At 62.3% G+C, this 20,290-nt stretch carries 19 protein-coding genes; 13 read left to right on the top strand and 6 right to left on the bottom strand.

From position 1 onward, the window contains the following. Positions 1 to 6: 6 nt before the first annotated feature. The gene (locus AC1DCM_RS10590) at positions 7 to 1,242 is read right to left on the bottom strand and encodes an MFS transporter (RefSeq protein WP_477518199.1); all 1,236 of its coding nucleotides are present in this window, start codon (positions 1,240 to 1,242) and stop codon (positions 7 to 9) included. 123 nt (positions 1,243 to 1,365) lie between these two features. Here AC1DCM_RS10590 and AC1DCM_RS10595 point away from each other — a divergent pair, with 123 nt between their 5' ends. Beyond that, entirely contained in the window at positions 1,366 to 2,340 is a 975-nt protein-coding gene (locus AC1DCM_RS10595; RefSeq protein WP_477518359.1) for a LysR substrate-binding domain-containing protein, read from the top strand. Here the strand turns inward: AC1DCM_RS10595 and AC1DCM_RS10600 are convergent. Then, complete coding sequence (locus AC1DCM_RS10600) at positions 2,315 to 3,343, bottom strand: nitronate monooxygenase (protein WP_477518200.1); 1,029 nt, start codon at positions 3,341 to 3,343, stop codon at positions 2,315 to 2,317. The genes AC1DCM_RS10595 and AC1DCM_RS10600 overlap by 26 nt on opposite strands. Before the next feature lie 40 nt (positions 3,344 to 3,383). Here AC1DCM_RS10600 and AC1DCM_RS10605 point away from each other — a divergent pair, with 40 nt between their 5' ends. Beyond that, positions 3,384 to 4,319 carry an N-acetylglucosamine kinase gene (locus AC1DCM_RS10605; RefSeq protein WP_477518201.1) on the top strand — a complete coding sequence of 312 codons (936 nt, stop codon included), beginning with the start codon at positions 3,384 to 3,386 and terminating at the stop codon, positions 4,317 to 4,319. 51 nt (positions 4,320 to 4,370) lie between these two features. Here the strand turns inward: AC1DCM_RS10605 and AC1DCM_RS10610 are convergent, their stop codons facing one another. Beyond that, positions 4,371 to 5,393: a pirin family protein gene (locus AC1DCM_RS10610; RefSeq protein ID WP_477518202.1), complete on the bottom strand. Its 1,023-nt coding sequence runs from the start codon at positions 5,391 to 5,393 to the stop codon at positions 4,371 to 4,373. Positions 5,394 to 5,443: 50 nt separating this feature from the next. On the opposite strand from AC1DCM_RS10610, the gene AC1DCM_RS10615 reads away from it, so the two are divergent. The 9 genes from AC1DCM_RS10615 (at position 5,444) to AC1DCM_RS10655 (ending at position 15,033) form a co-directional block, all read left to right on the top strand. Next, entirely contained in the window at positions 5,444 to 7,240 is a 1,797-nt protein-coding gene (locus tag AC1DCM_RS10615; RefSeq protein WP_477518203.1) for a glycoside hydrolase family 35 protein, read from the top strand. Positions 7,241 to 7,288: 48 nt separating this feature from the next. Beyond that, on the top strand, positions 7,289 to 7,741 hold the full coding sequence (locus AC1DCM_RS10620; protein ID WP_477518204.1) for an NUDIX hydrolase: 453 nt from the start codon (positions 7,289 to 7,291) through the stop codon (positions 7,739 to 7,741). Between the two features lie 222 nt (positions 7,742 to 7,963). After that, positions 7,964 to 9,151: a ribosome small subunit-dependent GTPase A gene (gene rsgA / locus AC1DCM_RS10625; RefSeq protein WP_477518205.1), complete on the top strand. Its 1,188-nt coding sequence runs from the start codon at positions 7,964 to 7,966 to the stop codon at positions 9,149 to 9,151. A 97-nt stretch (positions 9,152 to 9,248) separates the two neighbouring features. Next, positions 9,249 to 10,343 (top strand): ABC transporter ATP-binding protein, encoded by a 1,095-nt coding sequence (locus AC1DCM_RS10630; RefSeq protein ID WP_477518206.1) that lies wholly within the window; start codon positions 9,249 to 9,251, stop codon positions 10,341 to 10,343. Further along, complete coding sequence (locus AC1DCM_RS10635; RefSeq protein WP_477518207.1) at positions 10,343 to 11,086, top strand: ABC transporter permease; 744 nt, start codon at positions 10,343 to 10,345, stop codon at positions 11,084 to 11,086. The genes AC1DCM_RS10630 and AC1DCM_RS10635 overlap by 1 nt, the downstream gene beginning before the upstream one ends. After that, positions 11,083 to 11,829 carry an ABC transporter permease gene (locus tag AC1DCM_RS10640; protein ID WP_477518208.1) on the top strand — a complete coding sequence of 249 codons (747 nt, stop codon included), beginning with the start codon at positions 11,083 to 11,085 and terminating at the stop codon, positions 11,827 to 11,829. The genes AC1DCM_RS10635 and AC1DCM_RS10640 overlap by 4 nt, the downstream gene beginning before the upstream one ends. Further along, on the top strand, positions 11,826 to 12,785 hold the full coding sequence (locus AC1DCM_RS10645; RefSeq protein WP_477518209.1) for an ABC transporter substrate-binding protein: 960 nt from the start codon (positions 11,826 to 11,828) through the stop codon (positions 12,783 to 12,785). The genes AC1DCM_RS10640 and AC1DCM_RS10645 overlap by 4 nt, the downstream gene beginning before the upstream one ends. A gap of 120 nt (positions 12,786 to 12,905) precedes the next feature. Next, positions 12,906 to 14,126 carry a pyridoxal phosphate-dependent aminotransferase gene (locus AC1DCM_RS10650; protein ID WP_477518210.1) on the top strand — a complete coding sequence of 407 codons (1,221 nt, stop codon included), beginning with the start codon at positions 12,906 to 12,908 and terminating at the stop codon, positions 14,124 to 14,126. A gap of 52 nt (positions 14,127 to 14,178) precedes the next feature. Next, positions 14,179 to 15,033, top strand: coding sequence for a polyphosphate kinase 2 family protein (locus AC1DCM_RS10655; protein WP_477518211.1), 855 nt, complete (start codon positions 14,179 to 14,181; stop codon positions 15,031 to 15,033). A 103-nt stretch (positions 15,034 to 15,136) separates the two neighbouring features. On the opposite strand, the gene AC1DCM_RS10660 is transcribed toward AC1DCM_RS10655, so the two are convergent. Beyond that, a complete protein-coding gene (locus AC1DCM_RS10660; protein ID WP_477518212.1) occupies positions 15,137 to 15,394 on the bottom strand; it encodes an exodeoxyribonuclease VII small subunit in 258 nt (85 codons plus the stop codon). Between the two features lie 69 nt (positions 15,395 to 15,463). After that, complete coding sequence (gene xseA, locus AC1DCM_RS10665; RefSeq protein WP_477518213.1) at positions 15,464 to 16,741, bottom strand: exodeoxyribonuclease VII large subunit; 1,278 nt, start codon at positions 16,739 to 16,741, stop codon at positions 15,464 to 15,466. 188 nt (positions 16,742 to 16,929) lie between these two features. Here xseA and AC1DCM_RS10670 point away from each other — a divergent pair, with 188 nt between their 5' ends. Together AC1DCM_RS10670 and AC1DCM_RS10675 are read left to right on the top strand one after the other, a co-directional pair. Then, positions 16,930 to 17,802, top strand: coding sequence for a hypothetical protein (locus tag AC1DCM_RS10670; RefSeq protein WP_477518214.1), 873 nt, complete (start codon positions 16,930 to 16,932; stop codon positions 17,800 to 17,802). Positions 17,803 to 17,811: 9 nt separating this feature from the next. Next, positions 17,812 to 18,897 (top strand): 4-hydroxy-3-methylbut-2-enyl diphosphate reductase, encoded by a 1,086-nt coding sequence (locus AC1DCM_RS10675; RefSeq protein WP_477518215.1) that lies wholly within the window; start codon positions 17,812 to 17,814, stop codon positions 18,895 to 18,897. Positions 18,898 to 18,977: 80 nt separating this feature from the next. On the opposite strand, the gene AC1DCM_RS10680 is transcribed toward AC1DCM_RS10675, so the two are convergent. Then, positions 18,978 to 20,225: a DNA recombination protein RmuC gene (locus AC1DCM_RS10680; RefSeq protein WP_477518216.1), complete on the bottom strand. Its 1,248-nt coding sequence runs from the start codon at positions 20,223 to 20,225 to the stop codon at positions 18,978 to 18,980. Between the last annotated feature and the right edge of the window lie 65 nt (positions 20,226 to 20,290).

The following is a 20,290-nucleotide window of genomic DNA, read 5'->3' on the forward strand; positions in this document are numbered from 1 at the left end:
TGACGATTATAGGGGTTCCGGTGCCGAAAGCGGCTTGCTTTGCGCTGACGGTGAGCGATGTACGACGGCGGTGATTACCGCCGTCGTGATGGCAAGGCCCATGACGCTCCACGCCAAAGCCGGCCACCCGAACGCCTGGAAAGCCAGGCCCCCCGCCCAGCCGATGACACTGGACCCCAAATAGTAGGAGAGGTTATAGAGTGATGCCGCTTGGGCGCGGCCTGTTGTGGCGATGGCACCGGTCCAACCGGAACCCACGCTGTGGGCTGCGAAAAAGCCTCCAGTAAACACTACGAGGCCGATCAACGTGGCCACGAGGTTCTCTGCCAACGTGAGGGCGAGTCCCGCGATCATCATGGCAATCCCAAAGAGCAGGACAGTGCGCCGCCCAAAGCGCGTGGTGAGTCCGGCCGCCCACCGGGAGCTCACGGTTCCGGACAGATAGGCCAGGAAAATGAGGCTCACCAGAGTGGTGGGAAGTCCGAATGGTTCACCGTGGAGCCGGAATCCGAGGTAGTTGTAGACCGCGACGAATCCGCCCATGAGCAGGAATGCCTGAAGGTAAAGGGAGAACAGCTTGGGATTCGTGGAATGGCCTCGCAGTGTGCGCAAGGCTCCGCGGAATCCCTTCGGCGGTACGGGCATGAAGCGTCGCTGTTTGGGTACCAGCACCAGGAACAGGACCGCGGAGACGGTGGCCAGCAGGGACACTGCCAGCGCAGCTGCCCGCCACCCCCACAGTTCTCCCACTGGACCCGCGACCAAGCGTCCGGCAAGTCCGCCGAGCGTGGTTCCAGCAACGTAGCTTCCGGCCGCCAGTGCGGTGTGGATCTTGGTGACTTCTTCGTTGAGGTACGCGATCGCTATGGCTGGGATTCCGCCCAGGGCCATGCCTTCAAGAGCGCGCAGTCCGAGGACCAGTGGAACGGTCGGTGCCAGTGGAACAACCAGCCCCAGCACTGTTGCTGCTCCGATGCCCATGGCCATTGCACGAACCCGGCCGATCCTGTCTGCCACAAATGACCACGGCAGGACGCTGACGGCAAGTCCCACGGTGGCCAGGGAGATACTCAGTGCGGCTTCTGCTGCCGAGATGCGGAGGTCGGCTGCCATGAGTGGCAGGACCGCCTGGGTTGAGTACAGCTGGGCGAACGTAGCCACGCCGGCCAAGGCCAATGCGGCAAGCACGCGTCGGTAGCCACGGGAACCCTTGGCATGCCCGTCCCATGGTGTAACGCTCATAGCTGTTTTAGTCACTGGCCCAGACTAGGCTTCCTGGACTGTGCGTTCCAATGCATGATTCGCTTATGATTCATGCAGGAATGCATGACTTTCGTACTGATGCTGGAGCGGAACGGCAGGCGCATGGAACCGGATCACCAACAGCTTGTGCAACTCCTGCCGCTCCTACCCGTCCTGGCAGAATTGGGCCGGACGGAGCATATGACGGAAACGGCTGAGCTCCTCGGCGTTCCCCAGTCCACGGTGAGCCGTGCAGTGGCCAGGGCAAGYGCGATTGTGGGGATGGATCTTCTTGTTCGTGATGGGCGTGGCATCCGCCTGACTCCAGCGGCAAGAACATTGCTGCCCTATATCGAAGCGGCGCTGGAAGACTTCCAAGCCGGATTGGATAGGGTTCGCCACGAGTCGGACGTGGTCAGGGGACGGATCGGGGTCTCGTTCCAGCACACGTTTGGGGAAGCGACGCTGCCCCTGCTCATCAGCGCCTACCGCGGTCGCCATCCGCATACGGTCTTCGAGCTCCGGCAGGGTCCGCGCGATGACTGCCTGGAAGAACTGGCCAAGGGCGATACAGATTTCGCCCTCACTGCACCGATCGCCCCGGACGGCAGGGGCATCCACTCCCTGCCTCTCTACAGGGAGCCGCTGCGCGTAGTGCTGCATTATCGGCACCCACTCGCGAGCCGCTCAAGCGTGCACCTCTCCGAGCTGCGGCACGAGCCCTATGTGACGCTGCCCGCCGGCGTCGGCCTCCGGGCTCTGGGTGAAGCGTTGTTGCGCGAAGCAGGTTTCCGTCCGCGGACCGCCTTTGAAGTCCAGGAATCCCACACTGTCCGTGGGCTGGTCGCGGCCGGACTTGGCTTCAGCATCCTGCCTCCCGCCGGGCCGGGCTCCGGAACTGGCCAATTCCTGCCGGGGGCCGAGTTGGGACTTGTTGAAGTTGCCATCGAATCCGAGCTTGCCTTCCGGCAGATCGGCATGGCTTGGCGGGAGCGCACCTTCGAACCCGACGCCGTCAGGCTCTTCCGTGAGCTGGTGGTCAGGGAGGGCGAAGCGTTGCTGGCCGAGCTTGTCAGAGCACGTTCAGGAAACTCCTGACGACATCCTCCGCAGATCCTTCCTTTGCGGATCGCCAACCGGTGCCCGCCCACAGATTGAGGCGCTCAGGATCACCGGCCGCCGATGCTGCTGCCCGGATCGGCGCCGTCAGATGATGGATTGCCGGATAGCCCTCCGGCGCATCCTCGTGATCACGGACGAACTCGTTGACCAGCGAGCGGGCGAAGCGCCCCGTAAAGGCCCGGGTCCTGGCTGTCTCCGAATAGCGCGGATCGCCGAGGGCATCTTTATGCGCTTGCCGGGCTCCGCTTTCCTCCGTGCGTATCAGCGCCGTACCAACTTGCGCGGCTGCCGCACCAGCGGCCAGGACTCCGCGAAGCGCTGAACCGTCGCTGATCGCGCCGGCTGCAATCAAGGGAAGGTCGACGGCGGTACGCACCTGGGCGATGAGACCCGCCGTCGTGGTGCTTTCTCCTGGGCCGGCGGCGAGGAACGCCGCCGTGTGTGCTCCTGCGGAACTATGCTGCACCGCAAGGGCATCCGGGCCCTCCTCCGCGGCGGCAAGGGCCTCGGCAACACTCGTCACACTGGCGATGACAGCAGTTCCGACCTTCTGCAGGGCCTTGACCACCGAGCGTCCCGGCAGCCCAAAGGCGAAGCTGACGAACTCCACAGGACCCGCGATCAACGCGTCGATTTTGTCCTGCCAGGCGTCGTCGTCATCAAATCGGAGGGCCGGGACTGCCACGCCGTAGCGGGCCGCCTCTGCTTCAAGTTCCGTCCGGTACGCCTCCATCCTCGCGCGAGCCGCCGGGGACGGGGAGAGTTGCGCCATATCCGGTACAAAAACGTTCATTCCGAATCGGATGCCCATTGCACGCGCAGCTGCGATCTCGGCCGTCATGGCCTCGGGGCTTTTATAGCCGGCGGCGAGAAAACCCAAACCGCCGCCGGCTTGAACTGCCTGTACCAGGGCGGCAGTGGACGTTCCGCCAGCCATGGGCGCTGCAATGAAAGGCGTATCAAACAGGGAATGCGACATTGCGGTTTCTCCTCGGGGCGCTCCAAGCTAGTCTTTCACGGTGAACAATCTTGACTCTGCCATGCATTCCCACACGTCCCCGGAGGCACTCACCGGTACCGTGATCGGGTTGGATATCGGCGGAACGAAAACGCGGGGCGTGAGGTTCGAAGACGGCGTTCCCGTCCTGGACGAAAGCGCCGGAAGCTCCAATGTGCAGAACGTAAGCCGCGAAGAGGCCATGGCAAATCTCGCTGAGCTTTTCGGAAAGATCGGCGGCGGTGATATTGACGAGGTCTACGCCGGTGCCGGAGGAATTGATACCGATGAGGACGCGCAAGCGCTCGCCGACCTCATTTCTCCGCATGTCCCCGGGGCACGCATTACGGTGGTTCACGATTCCCGGCTGCTCCTGGCCGCAGGGGGAGCAAGCACGGGCGTGGCCGTGATTGCCGGAACTGGTTCTGCCGCGTGGGGTAGGAACGCGGCCGGTGAGGAGGCCCGGGCCGGAGGCTGGGGTTATCTTCTGGGCGACGAGGGGAGCGGTTACTGGTTGGGCCGCGAAGCCGTGCGCCACAGCCTGCGGCGGATGAACCAGGGACTTGAGCCGGATACCCTGAGCCGTGCCTTGCTGAATTCCTGTGGAGTGGAAGAGCCTGGCAAACTGATCGCCTTGTTCCACTCCCCGGAAACGGGTCGCCGTTATTGGGCACAAAAAGCGCGGCTCGTCGTCGAAGCTGCGGACGCCGATGATGAAACCAGTTCACGTCTGGTGGACCAAGCGGGCAGGGACTTGGCTGACTTGGCCAAACAGGCCGTTCGACAACTCGGCTTGGATGGTCCCGTAATCCTGGGCAGCGGACTGGGCATGAACGTCCACCGCCTGCAGGAATCATTCAAGGCGCGGCTGGCCGAGCAGGGCATCGTCGATGTCCGGATTCTCCAGCAGGACCCAGTGTTCGGCGTCCCTATGCTTGTGGCCGAGCAGCGGGCATAGCGGCTTAAACTCAGCCTCGGGTCCGGGACTTCAGCCCCGTGTCCGAGGACGTCAGCCTCGGGTACGGGGACGCAGCTTAACGCCCGGAAGCGGCGGCGCAGGGATTCGTCCGGCTTCCGGCCCTGCGTCTGGACCATGGCCCTGGACCAAGCCGAAGCGTGAAGTGGCGGCAGCGTCGTCGTCGAGCAGGCCTTCGGCTTCCCATTCCAAACGCGCTTTTTCCACTTCCTCATGCGTTCGTCCCACGAAGTTCCACCACATCAAGAGGTCTTCCCCGAACGGTTCGCCACCCAAAAGCATGAAACGGGTATCCGGTTGGGCCTCTACGATCAGGTTCTGCCTGCCGGCGCCGAGGTAGGCCAGGGGGCCTGGTTCGATGTCTTCGCCGTCGATGTTCAAGTGGCCGTCCAGCACCAACACGGCATGCTCAAACTCCGGAAGCAGCGGAAGCTGGAGTGTACCTGCGCCGGTGATGTCAGCGCCGACGATGGGGCTGAACATTGTGGCCGGGGAACGTTGACCGGCAAATTCGCCCACCATCACGGTTGCTGTGTAGCCCTCGCCAACAGCCACTGGAAGCTTGGTGTGTTGCTCGAAGGAGGGTTCGCGGTGCCGGTGTTCGTCAGGGAGTGCAACCCACAACTGGAGTCCCCGCGACATGGGAATCTCGTCATCAGCCCCGGCCAGCGTAGCTGCAGGCAGGACCGAGAATTCGGAATGGGAGATTCCATGGCCGGCGGTCATGATGTTCAGTTCACCCGGTTTGACCACCACATCGCTTCCCACGCTGTCGCGGTGCCGCACGGCCCCTTCCAGCGGCCATGTCACGGTTTGGAGGCCGCTGTGAGGGTGGGGGAGAACGCTCATTGCCACACGGTCCGGACCAAAACTGTCCAGGAAGCACCAGGCGCCAACGGTGGGCAAGCCGCGCTGGGGCAGCGTGCGGAACACGTTCATGGCCCGGACGCCGCCCAGGGGAACTTCACGCTCAGGCCATAACTGCACGCACGGGCCTTGTCCTTCAGGGGCAGCGGGGCAGACTTGCTCCGCCGGGGAAGTATCAAGATTGGTCATGTGTTCATCACCTGTGCATAAATGTTGGAAGTTGAGCTAATCTGTTCCGTGTGAACAACGCCGTTTTGAGCTACCACGACGCCGTCCTCTACCGTTCGGGTGAACCGTATCGCATCCTTGCCGGAGCCATCCACTACTTCCGCGTTCACCCTGATTTGTGGCAGGACCGGCTGCGTCGACTCAAGGCCATGGGCGCCAATACTGTGGACACCTACGTTGCCTGGAACTTCCACCAGCCTAAGCGCGAAGAGGCACCGGACTTTACAGGCTGGCGGGATATCGGCCGTTTCATCGACCTCGCCGCTGAGGAAGGTTTGGACGTGATTGTCCGGCCAGGCCCCTACATTTGCGCGGAATGGGACAACGGCGGCTTCCCGGCCTGGCTCACCGGAATCCCTGGCATTGGCCTGCGCTGCATGGATCCACAGTTTACGGCCGCGATCGAGGAGTGGTTCGATCACCTTCTCCCGCATATCGCATCCCGGCAGGCATCGGCGAGTGGTCCCGTGGTCGCCGTTCAGATTGAGAACGAATATGGCAGCTACGGCGACGACCACGATTACATTCGCTGGAACCGCCGTGCCCTGGAAGAGCGAGGGATCACTGAGATGCTCTTCACAGCCGACGGCGGAACCGACTATTTCCTCGACGGCGGCTCCGTGGATGGAACGTGGGCGGCGGCCACTTTGGGAAGCCGGGGCGATGAGGCAATTGAAACCTGGAAGAGGCGACGGCCCGACGAGCCCTTCTTCAACGTCGAATTCTGGGGTGGCTGGTTTGACCACTGGGGCGAACACCACCATCGCCGCGATGCCAGTGACGCCGCTGCAGAAGCACGGAAGATGCTCGATGCTGGTGGATCGGTGTGCCTCTACATGGCACATGGCGGTACGAACTTCGGCCTGGGATCGGGCAGCAACCACGATGGCACCATGCTCCAGCCAACAGTCACCAGCTACGACTCCGATGCCCCCATTGCCGAGAACGGAGCATTAACGCCGAAATTCCATGCCTTCCGCAAGGAGTTCTACCGCGCCCAGGGCATCGAGGACCTTCCTGAACTGCCGGCTGGGTTGTTCGCGGATGCTCCGGTCCTTCCAGCGCAGTCCCTCGCCCTGACAGAGGGCCGGGACCTGTTGGAGCTCGTTCGCGATTCGGGCAAGCCAGTAAACAGCGTCAAACCGCTCACTTTTGAACAGCTGGGGCTCGACGGCGGCATGGTCCTCTATGCAGCCAAAGCGACGCTCCCGGGACGCCCCGGGGCTCCCGTGGAGAGCCGCCTCAAAATCACAGGGTTGAATGACCGCGCCTACATCTGGGTCGACGGACAGTATGCCGGCGTCCTTGACGATATCAACGCGGCCGAAGGGTTGGTTGTCACCGGAACCGGCGTCCCGGCCAAGCTGGAGATTCTGGTGGAGAACCTAGGCCGCATCAACTATGGCCCCCTGACCGGACATGGCAAAGGCATCCTTGGCGGCGTCCTGATCAACCAGCGCTACACCTTCCAGTGGACGCAGACGCCCGTGGCTTTGGCTGAATGGGCGGCCGAAGACCTTGAAGGACTGGCGGGAGCCGAGTTCGAGGTTGCGGAACCGGCGGATACGTATATTGCACTCCCTGATTCTGGAAAGGGCTTCGTCTGGCTCAATGGATTCCTGTTGGGACGGTACTGGGACAAGGGGCCGCAGGTCACCCTGTACGCCCCGGCACCTCTGGTGAAGATTGGCCGGAACAGCATCAAGGTGCTGGAGCTCGCCAAGCCGGGGACCGTCGTCGAGCTCCGCGACGGGCCGGACCTTGGCCCGGAAGAGGCGGGGCCGATAGCGGCGGCCGAATTGCCGTAGCGCCTTTGCCGACCGACTGACAACTGAGCTGCCAACTAAGCTGGCACCATGACCCTGGAGTTCGACACCCGCCCTGCCGCCTACGCCGTCATCATTCATGAGGACCGGATTCTTCTGGCCTACTGGAAGCAGGACGGCAAGGAAGGCTGGACGCTGCCGGGCGGGGGGCTGGACCTTGCGGAGCATCCCGTGGACGGATGCCGCCGCGAGGTCTTTGAGGAAACCGGCTACGAGGCCCGCATTGATCGCATGCTGGGCATCGACGTCGGGCACTGGCCCGCGGAAGCCCTGGCGGACGGTACGCTGCGGGACTTCCAGGCACTCCGACTGGTCTACGAAGCTACGATCGTCGGTGGCGAGTTGACGCACGAGGTGGACGGCAGCACCACCCATGCGGCATGGATTCCCCTGGAGGACATCGGGAAACTCAACCGGGTGTCCCTGGTGGACGTGGCGTTGCGACTGCACAATGAGCGGCCTGCTGGCGGGAAGCTCAACTAGTCGCGACTTCAAAGACCTAGCCAAAGCCCACTGGCTTGGCTACGCTGTAGAACGTTGCCGGCCCACCAGCTGCCGGCCTGGATGCCGAGGAGGTGGAAATGATGATTGCCATAATCCTGCGCGCCCCGCACTCAAGCGCGGCGCACCATCATCACACCACCATTCCTGTCCCGGCATCAGCCTGCCAAAACTAGGCGGCCGGGCCTCAGCAGAGGTTCCAACGTGAAAACTTACGCTTCTTCAAGCGACCCAAAAATCAGTTTCAGCAGCGCCGGCGACGGCAACCACCTGAAAGGCCCAACAGGCTACGGCTATACCGAAAGCACCGCTGAACTCTTCCGCACCAACCCGGCTACGGACGGCGACACAAGCGACAACACCCCGGGACGGGTAGTTCGTCTCGATAGGAATCGGGTGCTCGTGGCGTCCAACAGCGGCCTGCTCCATCTGCCCTATCCAGGGCATGGCTTGGTTCCCGCCACCGGGGACTGGGTGTGGCTGGGGCACAACGGCGCAGGTGAGCCATCCGTCGTCGAGGTTCTTCCACGGCATTCGGCATTGAGCCGCAAGCGCGCCTTCGAGGCATCCTCCGAGGAACAAATCCTTGGCAGCAACATCGACATCGTGGCGGTAGTAGTGCCCGTGGACCGGCCTCTTACCCATAACCGGTTGGAGCGGACGCTCGTGGCCGCTTGGGATTCCGGGGCAACCCCGCTGGTCGTCATTACCAAAGCCGACCTCGCTGACCTGGCAGACGACGTCGTAGGCGAAGTCATTCTTCAAGCTGCCGGAGTAGAGGTGGTCACCACGTCCGCCGAGCAGGGCGACGGACTCGAGGAGCTCAGGCAGCACATCCCGAAAGGGGCCACGCTGGTGCTGCTCGGTCCTTCGGGTGCCGGCAAATCAACGCTCATCAATGCCCTCGCCKGACGAGATCTCCAGGAAACGGCTGAGGTGCGTGCCGGTGACGGTAAGGGGCGGCACACCACCACGTCCCGGGAACTGGTGCCGCTGGGAGGCGGTGCCGTGCTCATGGACACTCCGGGTGTTCGCGGGTTTGGACTGTTCGACGCTGAGGAGGGGATGGAAGAGATGTTCGGCGACCTTGAAGCGTTGTTCGCACAATGCCGATTCGCCGACTGCTCCCACCAAGCCGAGCCGGGGTGTGCCGTGCAGGAGGCGCTCGCCCATGGAAGCCTGGACCCGGGCCGCTGGGGAAGCTACCTCAAACTGCAACGCGAACTGGCGGCCCTGAACCGGAAACACGATGCCGCAGCCAGGCGTGCCTATCAGCGCGAATGGCATCAAAAGGTACTGTCCGCGGACAGGGGACAGCGCGCCGCGGAACGACACCGGCACGATCAGGCCGAGGAACGCGCAGCAAAGGGCGGCAAACGACGCAAACGCTGAACATTGCCGATTCATTACGGAATACGTGGCGTCGCTGACATCGTCGGTGGTGCTGACTACGCTGGGTGAAGATCGTCCGCCGAAGATAGGCCCGGGTATGGCTGAAGCCATGATTGAGTTCCAGAGCGTGACCAAGCGATACCAAGGCGGCCAGCCGGCCGTCGACAACCTGACCATGTCCATCGACAAGGGAGCCATCACCGTCCTCGTCGGTCCCTCGGGCTGTGGCAAGACGACTTCCCTGCGCATGATTAACCGCATGGTGGAGCCGAGTTCGGGCACCATCACGGTGGCAGGCAAGGATGTCTCCACAGTGCCGGCAGCGCAGCTTCGCCGCTCCATGGGCTATGTCATGCAGTCCTCCGGGCTGCTCCCGCACCGGTCCGTCCTGGATAACATCGCCACGGTTCCGCGGCTGAACGGCATCTCCAAAGCTGATGCTCGCAAACGTGCCGCAGAACTCCTCGACGTCGTTGGGCTGGCTTCGGTGCTCGGCAAGCGGTATCCCTCGCAACTGTCCGGCGGTCAACAGCAGCGCGTCGGCGTGGCGCGGGCGCTCGCAGCCGATCCACCGGTGCTTCTGATGGACGAGCCCTTCAGCGCCGTGGACCCAGTGGTTCGCGATGAACTCCAACAGGAACTGCTGCGCCTGCAGCGCGAGCTGGCGAAAACCATCGTGTTTGTTACCCATGACATTGACGAGGCCACGGTGCTTGGCGACAAGGTGGCGGTCTTTGCTGTTGGCGGCAAGCTGGCCCAGTATGCCGCCCCGGAAGAGATCCTTCGGGCACCGGCCAACGATTTCGTTGCCTCCTTCGTGGGCAGGGACCGTGGTTTCCGCCACTTAGCCTTCGACGTCGCAGATTCAGTCCGGCTCCACCCTGTAACCATGGTGGGACCAACCGAGGGGCAAAACGCCGGACGCCGGACGGGGGAGTGGGCGTTGGTGGTCGACGACGAATCACGCCCCCTCGGATGGTCCTCACCCCGGGACGGTGCCGGGCTGATCCCCGGCGGTTCGTTGTTCCACAAGGGAGACACTTTGCGCCGGGCGCTGGATTCGGCGTTGTCCTCGCCGTCGGGATTGGGCGTTGCCGTGGACGACGACGGCAGGGTGGCCGGAGTCTTGAAAGCGCCGGAAGTCCTTGCCCTGATTGAGGAAGTGCGCCGCCATAGGGAGGACGCCACCTGATGGAGTGGTTCCTGGCGAACATTGGCATGGTGTTCGGCTTGGCCGGCCAGCACCTTGTGCTCGCGCTCGTTCCGATGCTTCTTGGGCTGCTGATCTCAATTCCTTTGGCGCAGCTTGCCCGGCGCAACAGCACCTCGAGGTCTGTAGTGGCTACGGCTACGTCCTTGCTGTACACCATCCCGTCCCTGGCGCTCTTCATCATCCTGCCCACCATCTTGGGCACACGCATCCTCGATCCCCTCAACGTCGTAGTCGCATTGACGATCTATGCGGTGGCCCTGCTGGTTCGTGCTGCCATGGATGCGTTTGACTCGGTTGACGACGATCTCCGAAATGCTGCCGTAGCCATGGGATTCAAGCCCTCGGCCCGGTTCTTCCAGGTGGACCTCCCGCTGTCCCTGCCGGTTCTTTTTGCCGGGCTCCGCGTGGTCTCGGTCAGTAACATCTCGCTGGTCAGCGTTGCGGCCCTGCTGGGAGTCGGCAATCTTGGAATCCTGTTTACCGATGGCTTGCAGAGGACCTTCGTTACCGAAGTTGTGGTTGGCATCATCGCCATACTTGTCCTTGCCTTGATCATGGATGCAGTCCTGGTGGTGCTGGAGCGCCTCCTGACTCCGTGGACACGTGCGGCAGCTGGCGGACGGACCGACCGCAAGAACGGCACGGCTTTGCTCACTGAGCCGAAGGCCGGACCGTCCTTGCCCCATGCCCCAGTGCGGCCGGACCCGGGTGCATCGGCATGAGCAACGTTTTTACCGACACCATCGGCTGGCTGACGAACCCCATTCACTGGACGGGGAGCGGCGGCATTCCCACCCGGCTGGCCGAGCACCTGCAGTACAGCGGGCTGGTGCTCCTCATTGCTGCGGCTATTGCAGTGCCTGTGGGACTCTACATTGGCCACACAGGACGAGGCAGGGTGATTGCGGTGGCCCTCGCCGGTGCCCTGCGGGCCCTGCCTACCCTGGGTCTATTGGTCCTCTTTGCCTTGTTGGCGGGCAGCGGTTTGATGCCGCCGGTGTGGGCGCTGGTCATCCTCACGGTTCCACCGTTGCTTGCCGGGACGTACGCGGGTATCTCCAGCGTGGATGCCGCAGTGGTGGACGGCGCCCGGGCAATGGGCATGACTGAGCTTCAGATCCTGTTTCGCGTTGAGCTGCCCAACGGCCTCCAAGTGATGTTCGGTGGCATTCGGACGGCTGTTCTGCAAGTGATTGCCACAGTTTCGGTAGTCGCCTACTTGCCGCTGGGTGGCCTGGGACGGTATTTATTCGATGGGCTTGTCCTGCAGGACTTTCCGCGGATGCTTGGTGGATCGCTCCTGATCGCTGCCCTTGCCATTGCGGTGGACCTCGTTCTGGCCGCCTTACAGAGGCTGGTTCTCTCGCCCGGCCTCACCCTCGACTCAAGCGGACGCCATACGGCGGCCGACGATCTCACAGCCCCAGCTCCCGCCGCGGCTGCCGTTCAAGGAGGTACACCATGAAAAATCCCGTTCCCATGACCCTTACGCGCCGTGGACTCGGCGGCCTCGCGGCCGGCGTCGGTATGGCCCTCGCCTTGAGCGCGTGCGGCGGCAGCCCTTTGGCCACTCCATCCACTTCTGCTGCCGGCGGATCCAGCGGATCCAGCGGTCCGCTTGTTGTTGGATCGGCCGACTTTCCAGAGAGCCAGGTGATTGGCGAGATCTACGCGGGCGCGTTGAATGCGGCCGGCCTTACGGCCACTACCAAGCCGAACATCGGCTCGCGCGAGATCTACTTCAAGGCTGTCCAGGATGGGTCCGTGGACCTGGTCCCGGACTACTCCGGCAACCTGCTCTCCTTCGTGGATCCAGAGGCCACGGAGGTCTCGGCTGAGGACGTCTTCAAGGCGCTCCCTGGCAAGCTTCCGGACGGTTTGGCGGTACTGGACGCTTCCAAGGCAGAGGACAAGGACGCCATGGTGGTAACCAAGGCCACAGCCGAGAAGTATCAGTTGAAGTCCATCGAGGACCTGGCCAAGGTGTGCAAGGACTTCACCATGGCTGCCCCGGCCACTTTCGAGACCCGCTCGTACGGATTCCCGGGGTTGAAGAAGAATTACAACTGCGAGCTCAAGGGCCTGCAGCCATTCAGCGACGGCGGCGGTAACCTGACGCTCCAGGCGTTGCTGGAGGATAAGGTCCAGGTGGCTGACATCTACACCACCACACCCTCGATCGCCGACAACGACCTCGTGGTCCTGGAAGATCCCAAAAACAACTTCAAGGCCCAGCAAGTATTGCCGCTCTACAACAAGGCCAAAATGACGGACAAGGCCAAGGACGCACTCAACAACGTGTCCAAGATCCTGACCACCGATGATCTCGTGGACCTGAACCGCGCAGTCAGCGGCGACCAAAAGCAGAGCCCCAAGGATGCCGCAGCCGCGTGGCTGAAAGACAAGGGCATCGTCAAGTAGCCCTTGACGTAAACCGCGTACGACGGCGGTGACGGACCCGTGCGGGGCTGTCACCGCCGTCGTCGTATCTGTGAGTTAAGTCTCAACTGAAGTCCATCCCCGGTGTGGCATATTTGAGGAATGGCGAATTTCAAGCAGTCCACCAAGCTTCATAATGTCCTTTACGACATCCGTGGACCGATTCTTCAGGCCGCCCAGCAGATGGAGGCGGAGGGTCACCGGATCCTCAAACTGAACATCGGAAACCCGGCTCCCTTTGGCTTTGAAGCGCCCGACGCCATTTTGGTGGACATGATCCGCCACCTGCCCAATGCCCAGGGCTACAGCGATTCCCGCGGCATTTTCTCCGCCCGGACCGCTGTATCCCAGTATTACCAAACCCGCGGAATCCAGAACATCCACGTTGATGACATCTACCTCGGCAACGGGGTCAGCGAGCTCATCACCATGTCCCTCATGGCCCTCCTTGAAGATGGCGACGAGGTCCTGATTCCCACGCCGGACTACCCCCTGTGGACGGCTTCCGTTGCCCTGGCTGGGGGTCGCCCCGTGCACTACCTCTGTGATGAGGAGTCGGGGTGGCAACCTGATCTCGAGGACCTCGAATCCAAGATCACGCCGCGAACCAAGGGCATCGTGGTCATCAATCCGAACAACCCCACGGGCGCCGTCTACCCCGAGGACACGCTCAAACAGATCGTTGCTTTGGCCGAAAAGCACGGCCTGGTCCTCTTTGCCGATGAAATCTACGAGAAAATCCTTTACGAAGACGCTGTCCACGTAAACCTTGCCGGTCTGACTGGGGACGACGTCCTGTGCCTGACGTTCAGTGGACTGTCCAAGGCCTACCGTGTTTGCGGCTACCGCGCTGGCTGGATGGCCATTTCCGGTCCGAAGAAGGATGCTGCCGATTACCTTGAAGGCATCAACCTGCTGGCCAATATGCRCTTATGCGCCAACGTCCCGGCACAGCACGCCATACAAACAGCGCTTGGGGGCTACCAGAGCATCAACGATCTCATCCTGCCCGGTGGCAGGCTCCTGGAGCAGCGCAACAAAGCGTACGATCTCCTGAACGCTATCCCCGGTGTCAGCACGCAGCAAGCCAGGGGCGCCCTCTATCTTTTCCCCAAACTGGATCCAGAGGTTTACCACATCCGGGATGATGAGAAATTCGTCCTGGACCTGCTGAAGGAACAGAAGATCCTGGTCTCCCACGGGCGTGCCTTCAACTGGGTGCGGCCGGACCACTTCCGGATGGTGACGCTGCCCAACGTCAAGGATATTGAAGAGGCAATTGGCCGCATGGCGGACTTCCTGTCGAGGTACCCGGGGAACTAGCCTGAGGTCCATGGCCGCGTCATGCGGTCGCGTCCATGCAGAAAGGCAAGCCATGTCCGTCGCAGTTGAGTTCGCCAAGAGTCCAGCCGATGAACTGAGGGTTGGGCCCGGTTTTTCCTTGGCCAGCGTGGATCCCAAGGCCACGCCGGGCTTTGTCGGCGCAAAGGCCGACGGCAAGTCCTTGCTGGCTGCTCAGGACGCCAGGCTCGCTGAACTGCAGGAGAAGCTTTTTGCGGAGGGTAAGTTCGGCAGCAATAAGCGGCTGCTGCTGATTCTTCAGGCCATGGACACGGCCGGCAAGGGCGGGATCGTCAGCCACGTCGTGGGCGCGTTGGATCCACAGGGCGTGCAGTTGACGGCATTCAAGGCACCCACTGACGAGGAAAAGTCACACGACTTTCTATGGCGCATCGAGAAAGAGGCGCCAGCCGCTGGAATGGTGGGAGTCTTCGACCGCTCCCACTACGAGGACGTCCTGATCCACCGAGTCCATGCATGGGCGGACGCCAGGGAATTGGAACGGCGCTATGCCGCTATCAATGATTTCGAATCCAGGCTGGTCCAGCAGGGAACCACCATCGTCAAGGTCATGCTCAACATCAGCCAGGATGAGCAAAAGAAGCGTCTTCTCGCGCGGCTTGATGATCCCAGCAAGCACTGGAAGTACAACCGGGGTGATCTCGCGGAGCGGGCGTTCTGGGATGACTACATGGATGCTTACAACACGGCCTTTGAAAAGACGTCCACGGACATTGCCCCCTGGCACGTTGTTCCGGCAAACAAGAAGTGGTACGCGCGGATCGCAGTCCAACAGCTGCTTTTGGACGCCCTGGAGGGCTTGTCCCTGGAATGGCCGAAGGCGGATTTCGACGTCGCTACTGAACGTGCGCTTGTGGAGGAATCCTGAACGGCGAGCTGTCGTTTTCGTCGGGTGAGCTGGTCGCCCGGAGCGGCTGGTCTGTGCCGGTTCGTCCCGGGGCGGCTTGTCTGTGTCGTCTAGTTTGGGCTGTCTAGTCTGTGCTGGCGACAGCACCGCCGTCGTTGGTTGCGTCCCTGGCTGTTGCCAGCCGTTTACGGGCGCCCTCAAGCCAGTCCTCGCAACGTTTTGCCAACGCCTCGCCCCGCTCCCACAGCGCCAGCGATTCCTCAAGGCTGGCTCCGCCTGCTTCCAACCGGCTGACCACCGCAACAAGTTGTTCTCGGGCTTCCTCGTAACTGAGGGAATCCAAGGAATCCGGTGAAGGTGCTGCGGGATTGTTCTCTGTCATGGTGGTCCTTCGCGTTCGATGGTGAGTGTTTGTACCGTGCAGTTTTTGTGCCGTGCAGCTGCCGTGAAATCAGCGCTCGACGTGTTGTGCTTGTCCGGTGGACACAGCCCTGAAGCGGCCTTCGGCGACACGGATGGCCAGCGGCGTGCCGTCCGGAGTCTGCACCGGGCTACTGACCACTGTGTGTCCAGCTTGGTCTTCACCCACGATCTGGACAACGGCGTAGCCCCGGTCCAAGGTCTTTTGTGGAGACAACGCGCGCACCTGGGCACGCAGGTGATGGACCTGGTCAAGCGCGCGGACCACGGCTGTGCTGACGGCAGCATGCGACCTTCGCTGAAGACGGGTGATGTCCTCCGATCTGGCTGCAACGATGGTGTCCGGCGTTGCCAGGACCGGCCGCGACCTTAAGGCGTGGAGTCTGTCCGTCTCCCTGTCCACCATCCTGCCAATGCTCCGACGAAGATGGTCCCGGGCCTGACGGACCATGGCCAGTTCCTCAGTGACATCAGGAACGATGCGTTTAGCGGCGTCGGTGGGTGTGGAAGCCCTCAGGTCAGCTACGTCGTCCAGGATGGGACGGTCAGCTTCGTGGCCAATGGCGCTGACCACCGGCGTTGTTGCCGCGGCCACAGCCCTGATCAGGTCCTCATTGCTGAACGGCAGAAGATCTTCCAAAGCGCCGCCACCCCTGGCCAGGACTATCACGTCCACGTGTGGATCGGCATCCAACGAACGGAGCGCGGCAATGATCTGTGCAACGGCCGTATTGCCTTGGACAGCTACCTCGCGAACGTCGAACTCAACGGCCGGCCAGCGGAATGCCGCATTACGGAGGACGTCCTTTTTGGCATCCGAATCCCGCCCTGTGATGAGCCCAATCCGGTGGGGGAGCAAGGGCAACTTCCGTTTGCGGGAGTCGGCGAACAGGCCTTCCGCGGCAAGGGCCTGACGCAGCCGCTCGATCCTGGCCAGGAGATCACCCAGGCCCACGGGCCGGATGTCTTTGACGGACATATTCAGGCGTCCGGTCTTGACCCAGAAGTCGGCCTTGACCAGGGCGACCACCCGGGAACCACGCTCCAGGGGTATCTTCTGGCGATCGAGGACCGTGGACCACACGGATGCCGGCAGGGAAATCTCAGCATCGACGTCCCGGAGTGTCAGGAAGGCGTTCCCGCCACGGCGGTTGAGTTCGATGACCTGACCTTCGATCCACGCTGCGGGAGCGCGCTCGATGTGGGCCTTTAGCTTCCTGGACAGCAACTGCAGGGGCCAAGGGTTATCCGGGCTGGTCTCCGCAGCGGTACCTGGCAGTGTCGATTCCGGGGTCGCGTCAGCTGCCATGGCTTATCCGTGCGTTTACCTGCATGTGTCTATGTCCTCGCTAGCTGTGCGGCCGTGGTCGCGGCCAATCGGTCCCTGGGCCGGCCTTCCAACTCTATCCATAGCTTTAGCAGTGAAGCCCGACATTTTTTCTATCCTGTGGACAGACCTAGGATGGTGGCACTGGCCCCTTACCCCGAGGATGACTTTTGCGCAGTTTCATTTCCGCGGTGGCAGTGGTCCTCGCCTTGATGCTCACGGCCGTCGCAGTTCCGGCCGCTTGGGCGGACGTCAACGTGGTCAAGGAGGACGGCTTCGTCCACCTGGCCGGCGCGTTGGGCAAGGATCCCGAGTTCCAGAGCCGACTTGCTACAGCCGCAGTGGGGAACTTCGAGTCCTCCGTAAATCTTCCGGAACCACTCAAATCAGTGGCGGCGGATGCCCTCAGGGAAGCCGCTTCCGGAATGCAGTCATGGCCTGAATATCCCAAAGCCTGGGAAGAAACGGCCAGGAACAGTCATCGGTTGAACTTCGAAGGCGGGAAGCAGGCGGAGGAGACGGTATCCCATACAGACCTGCTCCTGGACATTGGCCCACTCATCAGGCTTATCCGCGACCGATTGTCCTCCGCCAGCGGACTACAGATCCAGGTCCCGGCGGAAAGTTTGGTGACCATGGGCGAACCATCACAGAAGCAACTCGTTGAGCGCGTGGCGGCCTTCGCACCGCTCTGGTGGCTCGCCGCGCTAGGTGCAGTGGTGTCGGTCCTGTTGGCCCTCGCTGCAGCGCGTCGCCGCTCCATAGTGATGGTCTCCCTCGGACTCGGCGGCTTGGTGCTTGTTGGGCTGTGGTCCGCGATGGTGGATCTGGCGGGCGGACTCATGGGAAGCCTCTCCAGTGGCAACGGTGTTGCAGAACTGTTCAAGCAGGAGTTCTTTTCGGCGGTCCGGACAGGCTTCGGTGAATGGATAGTCATCGCTGCTGTGGTGTCCGGCGCAGTCTTGGCTTTGGGTGTTATCGGCTGGATCCTGTCCGCGAGACGGCGGTCACCTTCTGCCAGCGGGCCGGGGCCGGGCCGGTAGCATGGAGGGATGACCAGCACAGCAGTTTCCATTCCGATGCCCACGGTGCCCCGCAGACGGCGATCACCGGAAGAGGTTCAGGCGGCGGCGCCGGTTACTGGACCCAAGAAGGTTCTGCTGGCGGCTCCCCGGGGCTATTGTGCCGGCGTGGACAGGGCTGTCATTGCTGTTGAGAAAGCCCTGGAACACTATGGACCTCCCGTTTATGTCCGCAAGCAGATCGTCCACAACGTGCACGTCGTCAGCTCCCTCGAAGAGCAAGGCGCCATTTTCGTCGAAGAAACGGATGAGGTTCCTGAAGGCGCCTTGGTGATCTTCTCGGCGCATGGCGTGTCTCCTGCTGTGGTCCAGTCGGCAGAAGACCGCGGTCTTCGCACGATTGACGCCACCTGCCCCCTTGTCACCAAGGTCCACCGTGAAGCGGTGCGCTTCGCCAAGGAGGACTACGACATCCTGCTCATCGGCCACGAGGGCCACGAGGAAGTCGAAGGAACGGCCGGCGAGGCCCCGGAGCACATCCAGATCATCAACGGCCCTCACGAGGTAGACAAAGTCACCGTGCGGAATCCCGAGAAGACCATCTGGCTCTCGCAGACCACCCTGAGCGTGGACGAGACCATGGAGACCGTGCGCCTGCTCAAGGACCGGTTCCCCACGTTGCAGGACCCGCCCAGCGACGATATCTGCTATGCCACCACCAACCGCCAAGTGGCCATCAAGAAGATCGCTCCCCAGGCTGACCTGGTCATTGTGGTGGGTTCGGCCAACTCGTCCAACTCGGTGCGCCTCGTTGAAGTGGCACTTGAGTACGGCGCACGGTCCTCATACCGCGTGGATTTCGCGAACGAGGTGGATGAAAGCTGGTTCGAGGGCGTCGCCACGGTGGGCGTGACCTCCGGAGCTTCCGTCCCCGAAGTGCTCGTGCAGGACGTCCTCCGGCTTTTGGCGGACTACGGCTATGGCGAAGTCCAGGAAGTAGTCACGGCCGAGGAAGACCTTCTCTTCTCTTTGCCGAAGGAGCTTCGGGCCACGCTGAAGGAGGCTGGCGACGTGAGTCGGGCCCTTGGTGGCCGCGGGAACCGTCCTTCGTCCTAGGTGTACCTATCCTGAGTGTTATTTAACAGGCCCGCTGCGGCAGCCACCCGTTTGGGAAGCTGCGCAGCGGGCCTGTCTTCTTAAGCTGCAGACTCCTCTTGGGCTGCTGAATCCTGTGAGTCCAGGGCGAGCAGTTCGGGGGCAGCCAAGGCCCGGGGGACTGCTTCCACGGACATGGGTGTGGCGAGTCCGGCGTCGTCCATGGTGTTGAGTTTGCGCGCCGTGGGGAGAACACGTGCTTCCAGTGTGCCGACCATCGCGTTATACCGATCTACAGACGTCTTCAGGGAACTTCCGAGCTTCCCGACGTTCTCGCCCAGTGTGCCCATCCGTTCGTAGAGCTGCTTGGCCAGTTCGAAGAGTTCGTGGGCGCTGTCCGTCAGGACATCCTGCCGCCACGTGAAGGCGACGGACTTGAGGACCGCCAGCAGTGTTCCCGGAGAGGCCAGGACGACGTTCCGGGAAAGGGCGTACTCCAACAAAGCGGGATCGGCTTCAAGGGCTGAAGCCAAAATCGACTCCGCGGGGAGGAAGCAGATGACGAGCTCCGGGGAATTGCCCGGAATGTCCCAGTACTTCTTGGCTGCGAGGGCATCGATGTGGGCTTTGAGTGCCTTGGCGTGCTGTGCCAGGAGCGTCTTGGAATCCTGGTTGGCCGATGGCCCAACCGATTCACCCATTGAGCCTTCACCGTGTACCTGTTCCTGCGCCGCCAGATAGGACGCCAACGGGACCTTGGCATCCACCACAAGTTGCTTGCCGCCCGGCAATTGCACCACAAGGTCCGGACGCAGTGTGTTCTCGCTCCGGCCGGAGTGCACTTGCTCGTGGAAGTCCACGTGGCGGAGCATCCCGGAGGCTTCGACAACCCTGCGTAACTGAACCTCGCCCCACTGACCGCGGGCACTATTGGATCGGAGTGCAGAAGCGAGGGCATGTGTGGAGCGTAGAAGCTGTTCGTCGGACAACCTGGCGTCCTGAAGTTGCTGTGCCAGCTGACCATATTGCTCCACCCGGTCGCGTTCCAGGAGCGAGACCTGCTGCTGTACGGCTGTGAGCTTCTCGGCCACGGGCCCCAAGGCCCGCAGCACGCTGCCGTCTGAGGTCCTTGAATCACTCAGCTCCCGGTTCTGTGCGAACAGAAGCCGGCGTTCGGCGTCGGCTGCTGCGAGCTGGGCAGTTACCTCGGAAAGGCGCGACGAAACGGCGTCGAAGTCCTCCTCCAACCCGGCCGTCCGGCGTCGAAAGACCACATATGCACTGCTGAGTCCCACCGCCGCTCCGATCAGCAGCATGAGCAATGCCAAAACAAATCCAAATCCATCCATGTGGCAACCCTGTCACAGGGGTCCGACAGTTTTAGCGCAGGGCAGTCGACGGCGTTGGCTTCAGG

Source organism: Paenarthrobacter sp. 10N417, assembly GCF_056394745.1.

Coding starts and splice junctions, on each gene's coding strand:
- AC1DCM_RS10590 (WP_477518199.1), bottom strand. CDS start 1,242: ATGAGCGTTACACCATGGGACGGGCATGCCAAGGGTTCCCGTGGCTAC.
- AC1DCM_RS10610 (WP_477518202.1), bottom strand. CDS start 5,393: ATGACCAATCTTGATACTTCCCCGGCGGAGCAAGTCTGCCCCGCTGCC.
- AC1DCM_RS10680 (WP_477518216.1), bottom strand. CDS start 20,225: ATGGATGGATTTGGATTTGTTTTGGCATTGCTCATGCTGCTGATCGGA.
- AC1DCM_RS10675 (WP_477518215.1), top strand. CDS start 17,812: ATGACCAGCACAGCAGTTTCCATTCCGATGCCCACGGTGCCCCGCAGA.
- AC1DCM_RS10635 (WP_477518207.1), top strand. CDS start 10,343: ATGGAGTGGTTCCTGGCGAACATTGGCATGGTGTTCGGCTTGGCCGGC.
- AC1DCM_RS10600 (WP_477518200.1), bottom strand. CDS start 3,343: ATGTCGCATTCCCTGTTTGATACGCCTTTCATTGCAGCGCCCATGGCT.
- AC1DCM_RS10645 (WP_477518209.1), top strand. CDS start 11,826: ATGAAAAATCCCGTTCCCATGACCCTTACGCGCCGTGGACTCGGCGGC.
- AC1DCM_RS10655 (WP_477518211.1), top strand. CDS start 14,179: ATGTCCGTCGCAGTTGAGTTCGCCAAGAGTCCAGCCGATGAACTGAGG.
- AC1DCM_RS10640 (WP_477518208.1), top strand. CDS start 11,083: ATGAGCAACGTTTTTACCGACACCATCGGCTGGCTGACGAACCCCATT.
- xseA (WP_477518213.1), bottom strand. CDS start 16,741: ATGGCAGCTGACGCGACCCCGGAATCGACACTGCCAGGTACCGCTGCG.
- AC1DCM_RS10630 (WP_477518206.1), top strand. CDS start 9,249: ATGGCTGAAGCCATGATTGAGTTCCAGAGCGTGACCAAGCGATACCAA.
- AC1DCM_RS10660 (WP_477518212.1), bottom strand. CDS start 15,394: ATGACAGAGAACAATCCCGCAGCACCTTCACCGGATTCCTTGGATTCC.
- AC1DCM_RS10620 (WP_477518204.1), top strand. CDS start 7,289: ATGACCCTGGAGTTCGACACCCGCCCTGCCGCCTACGCCGTCATCATT.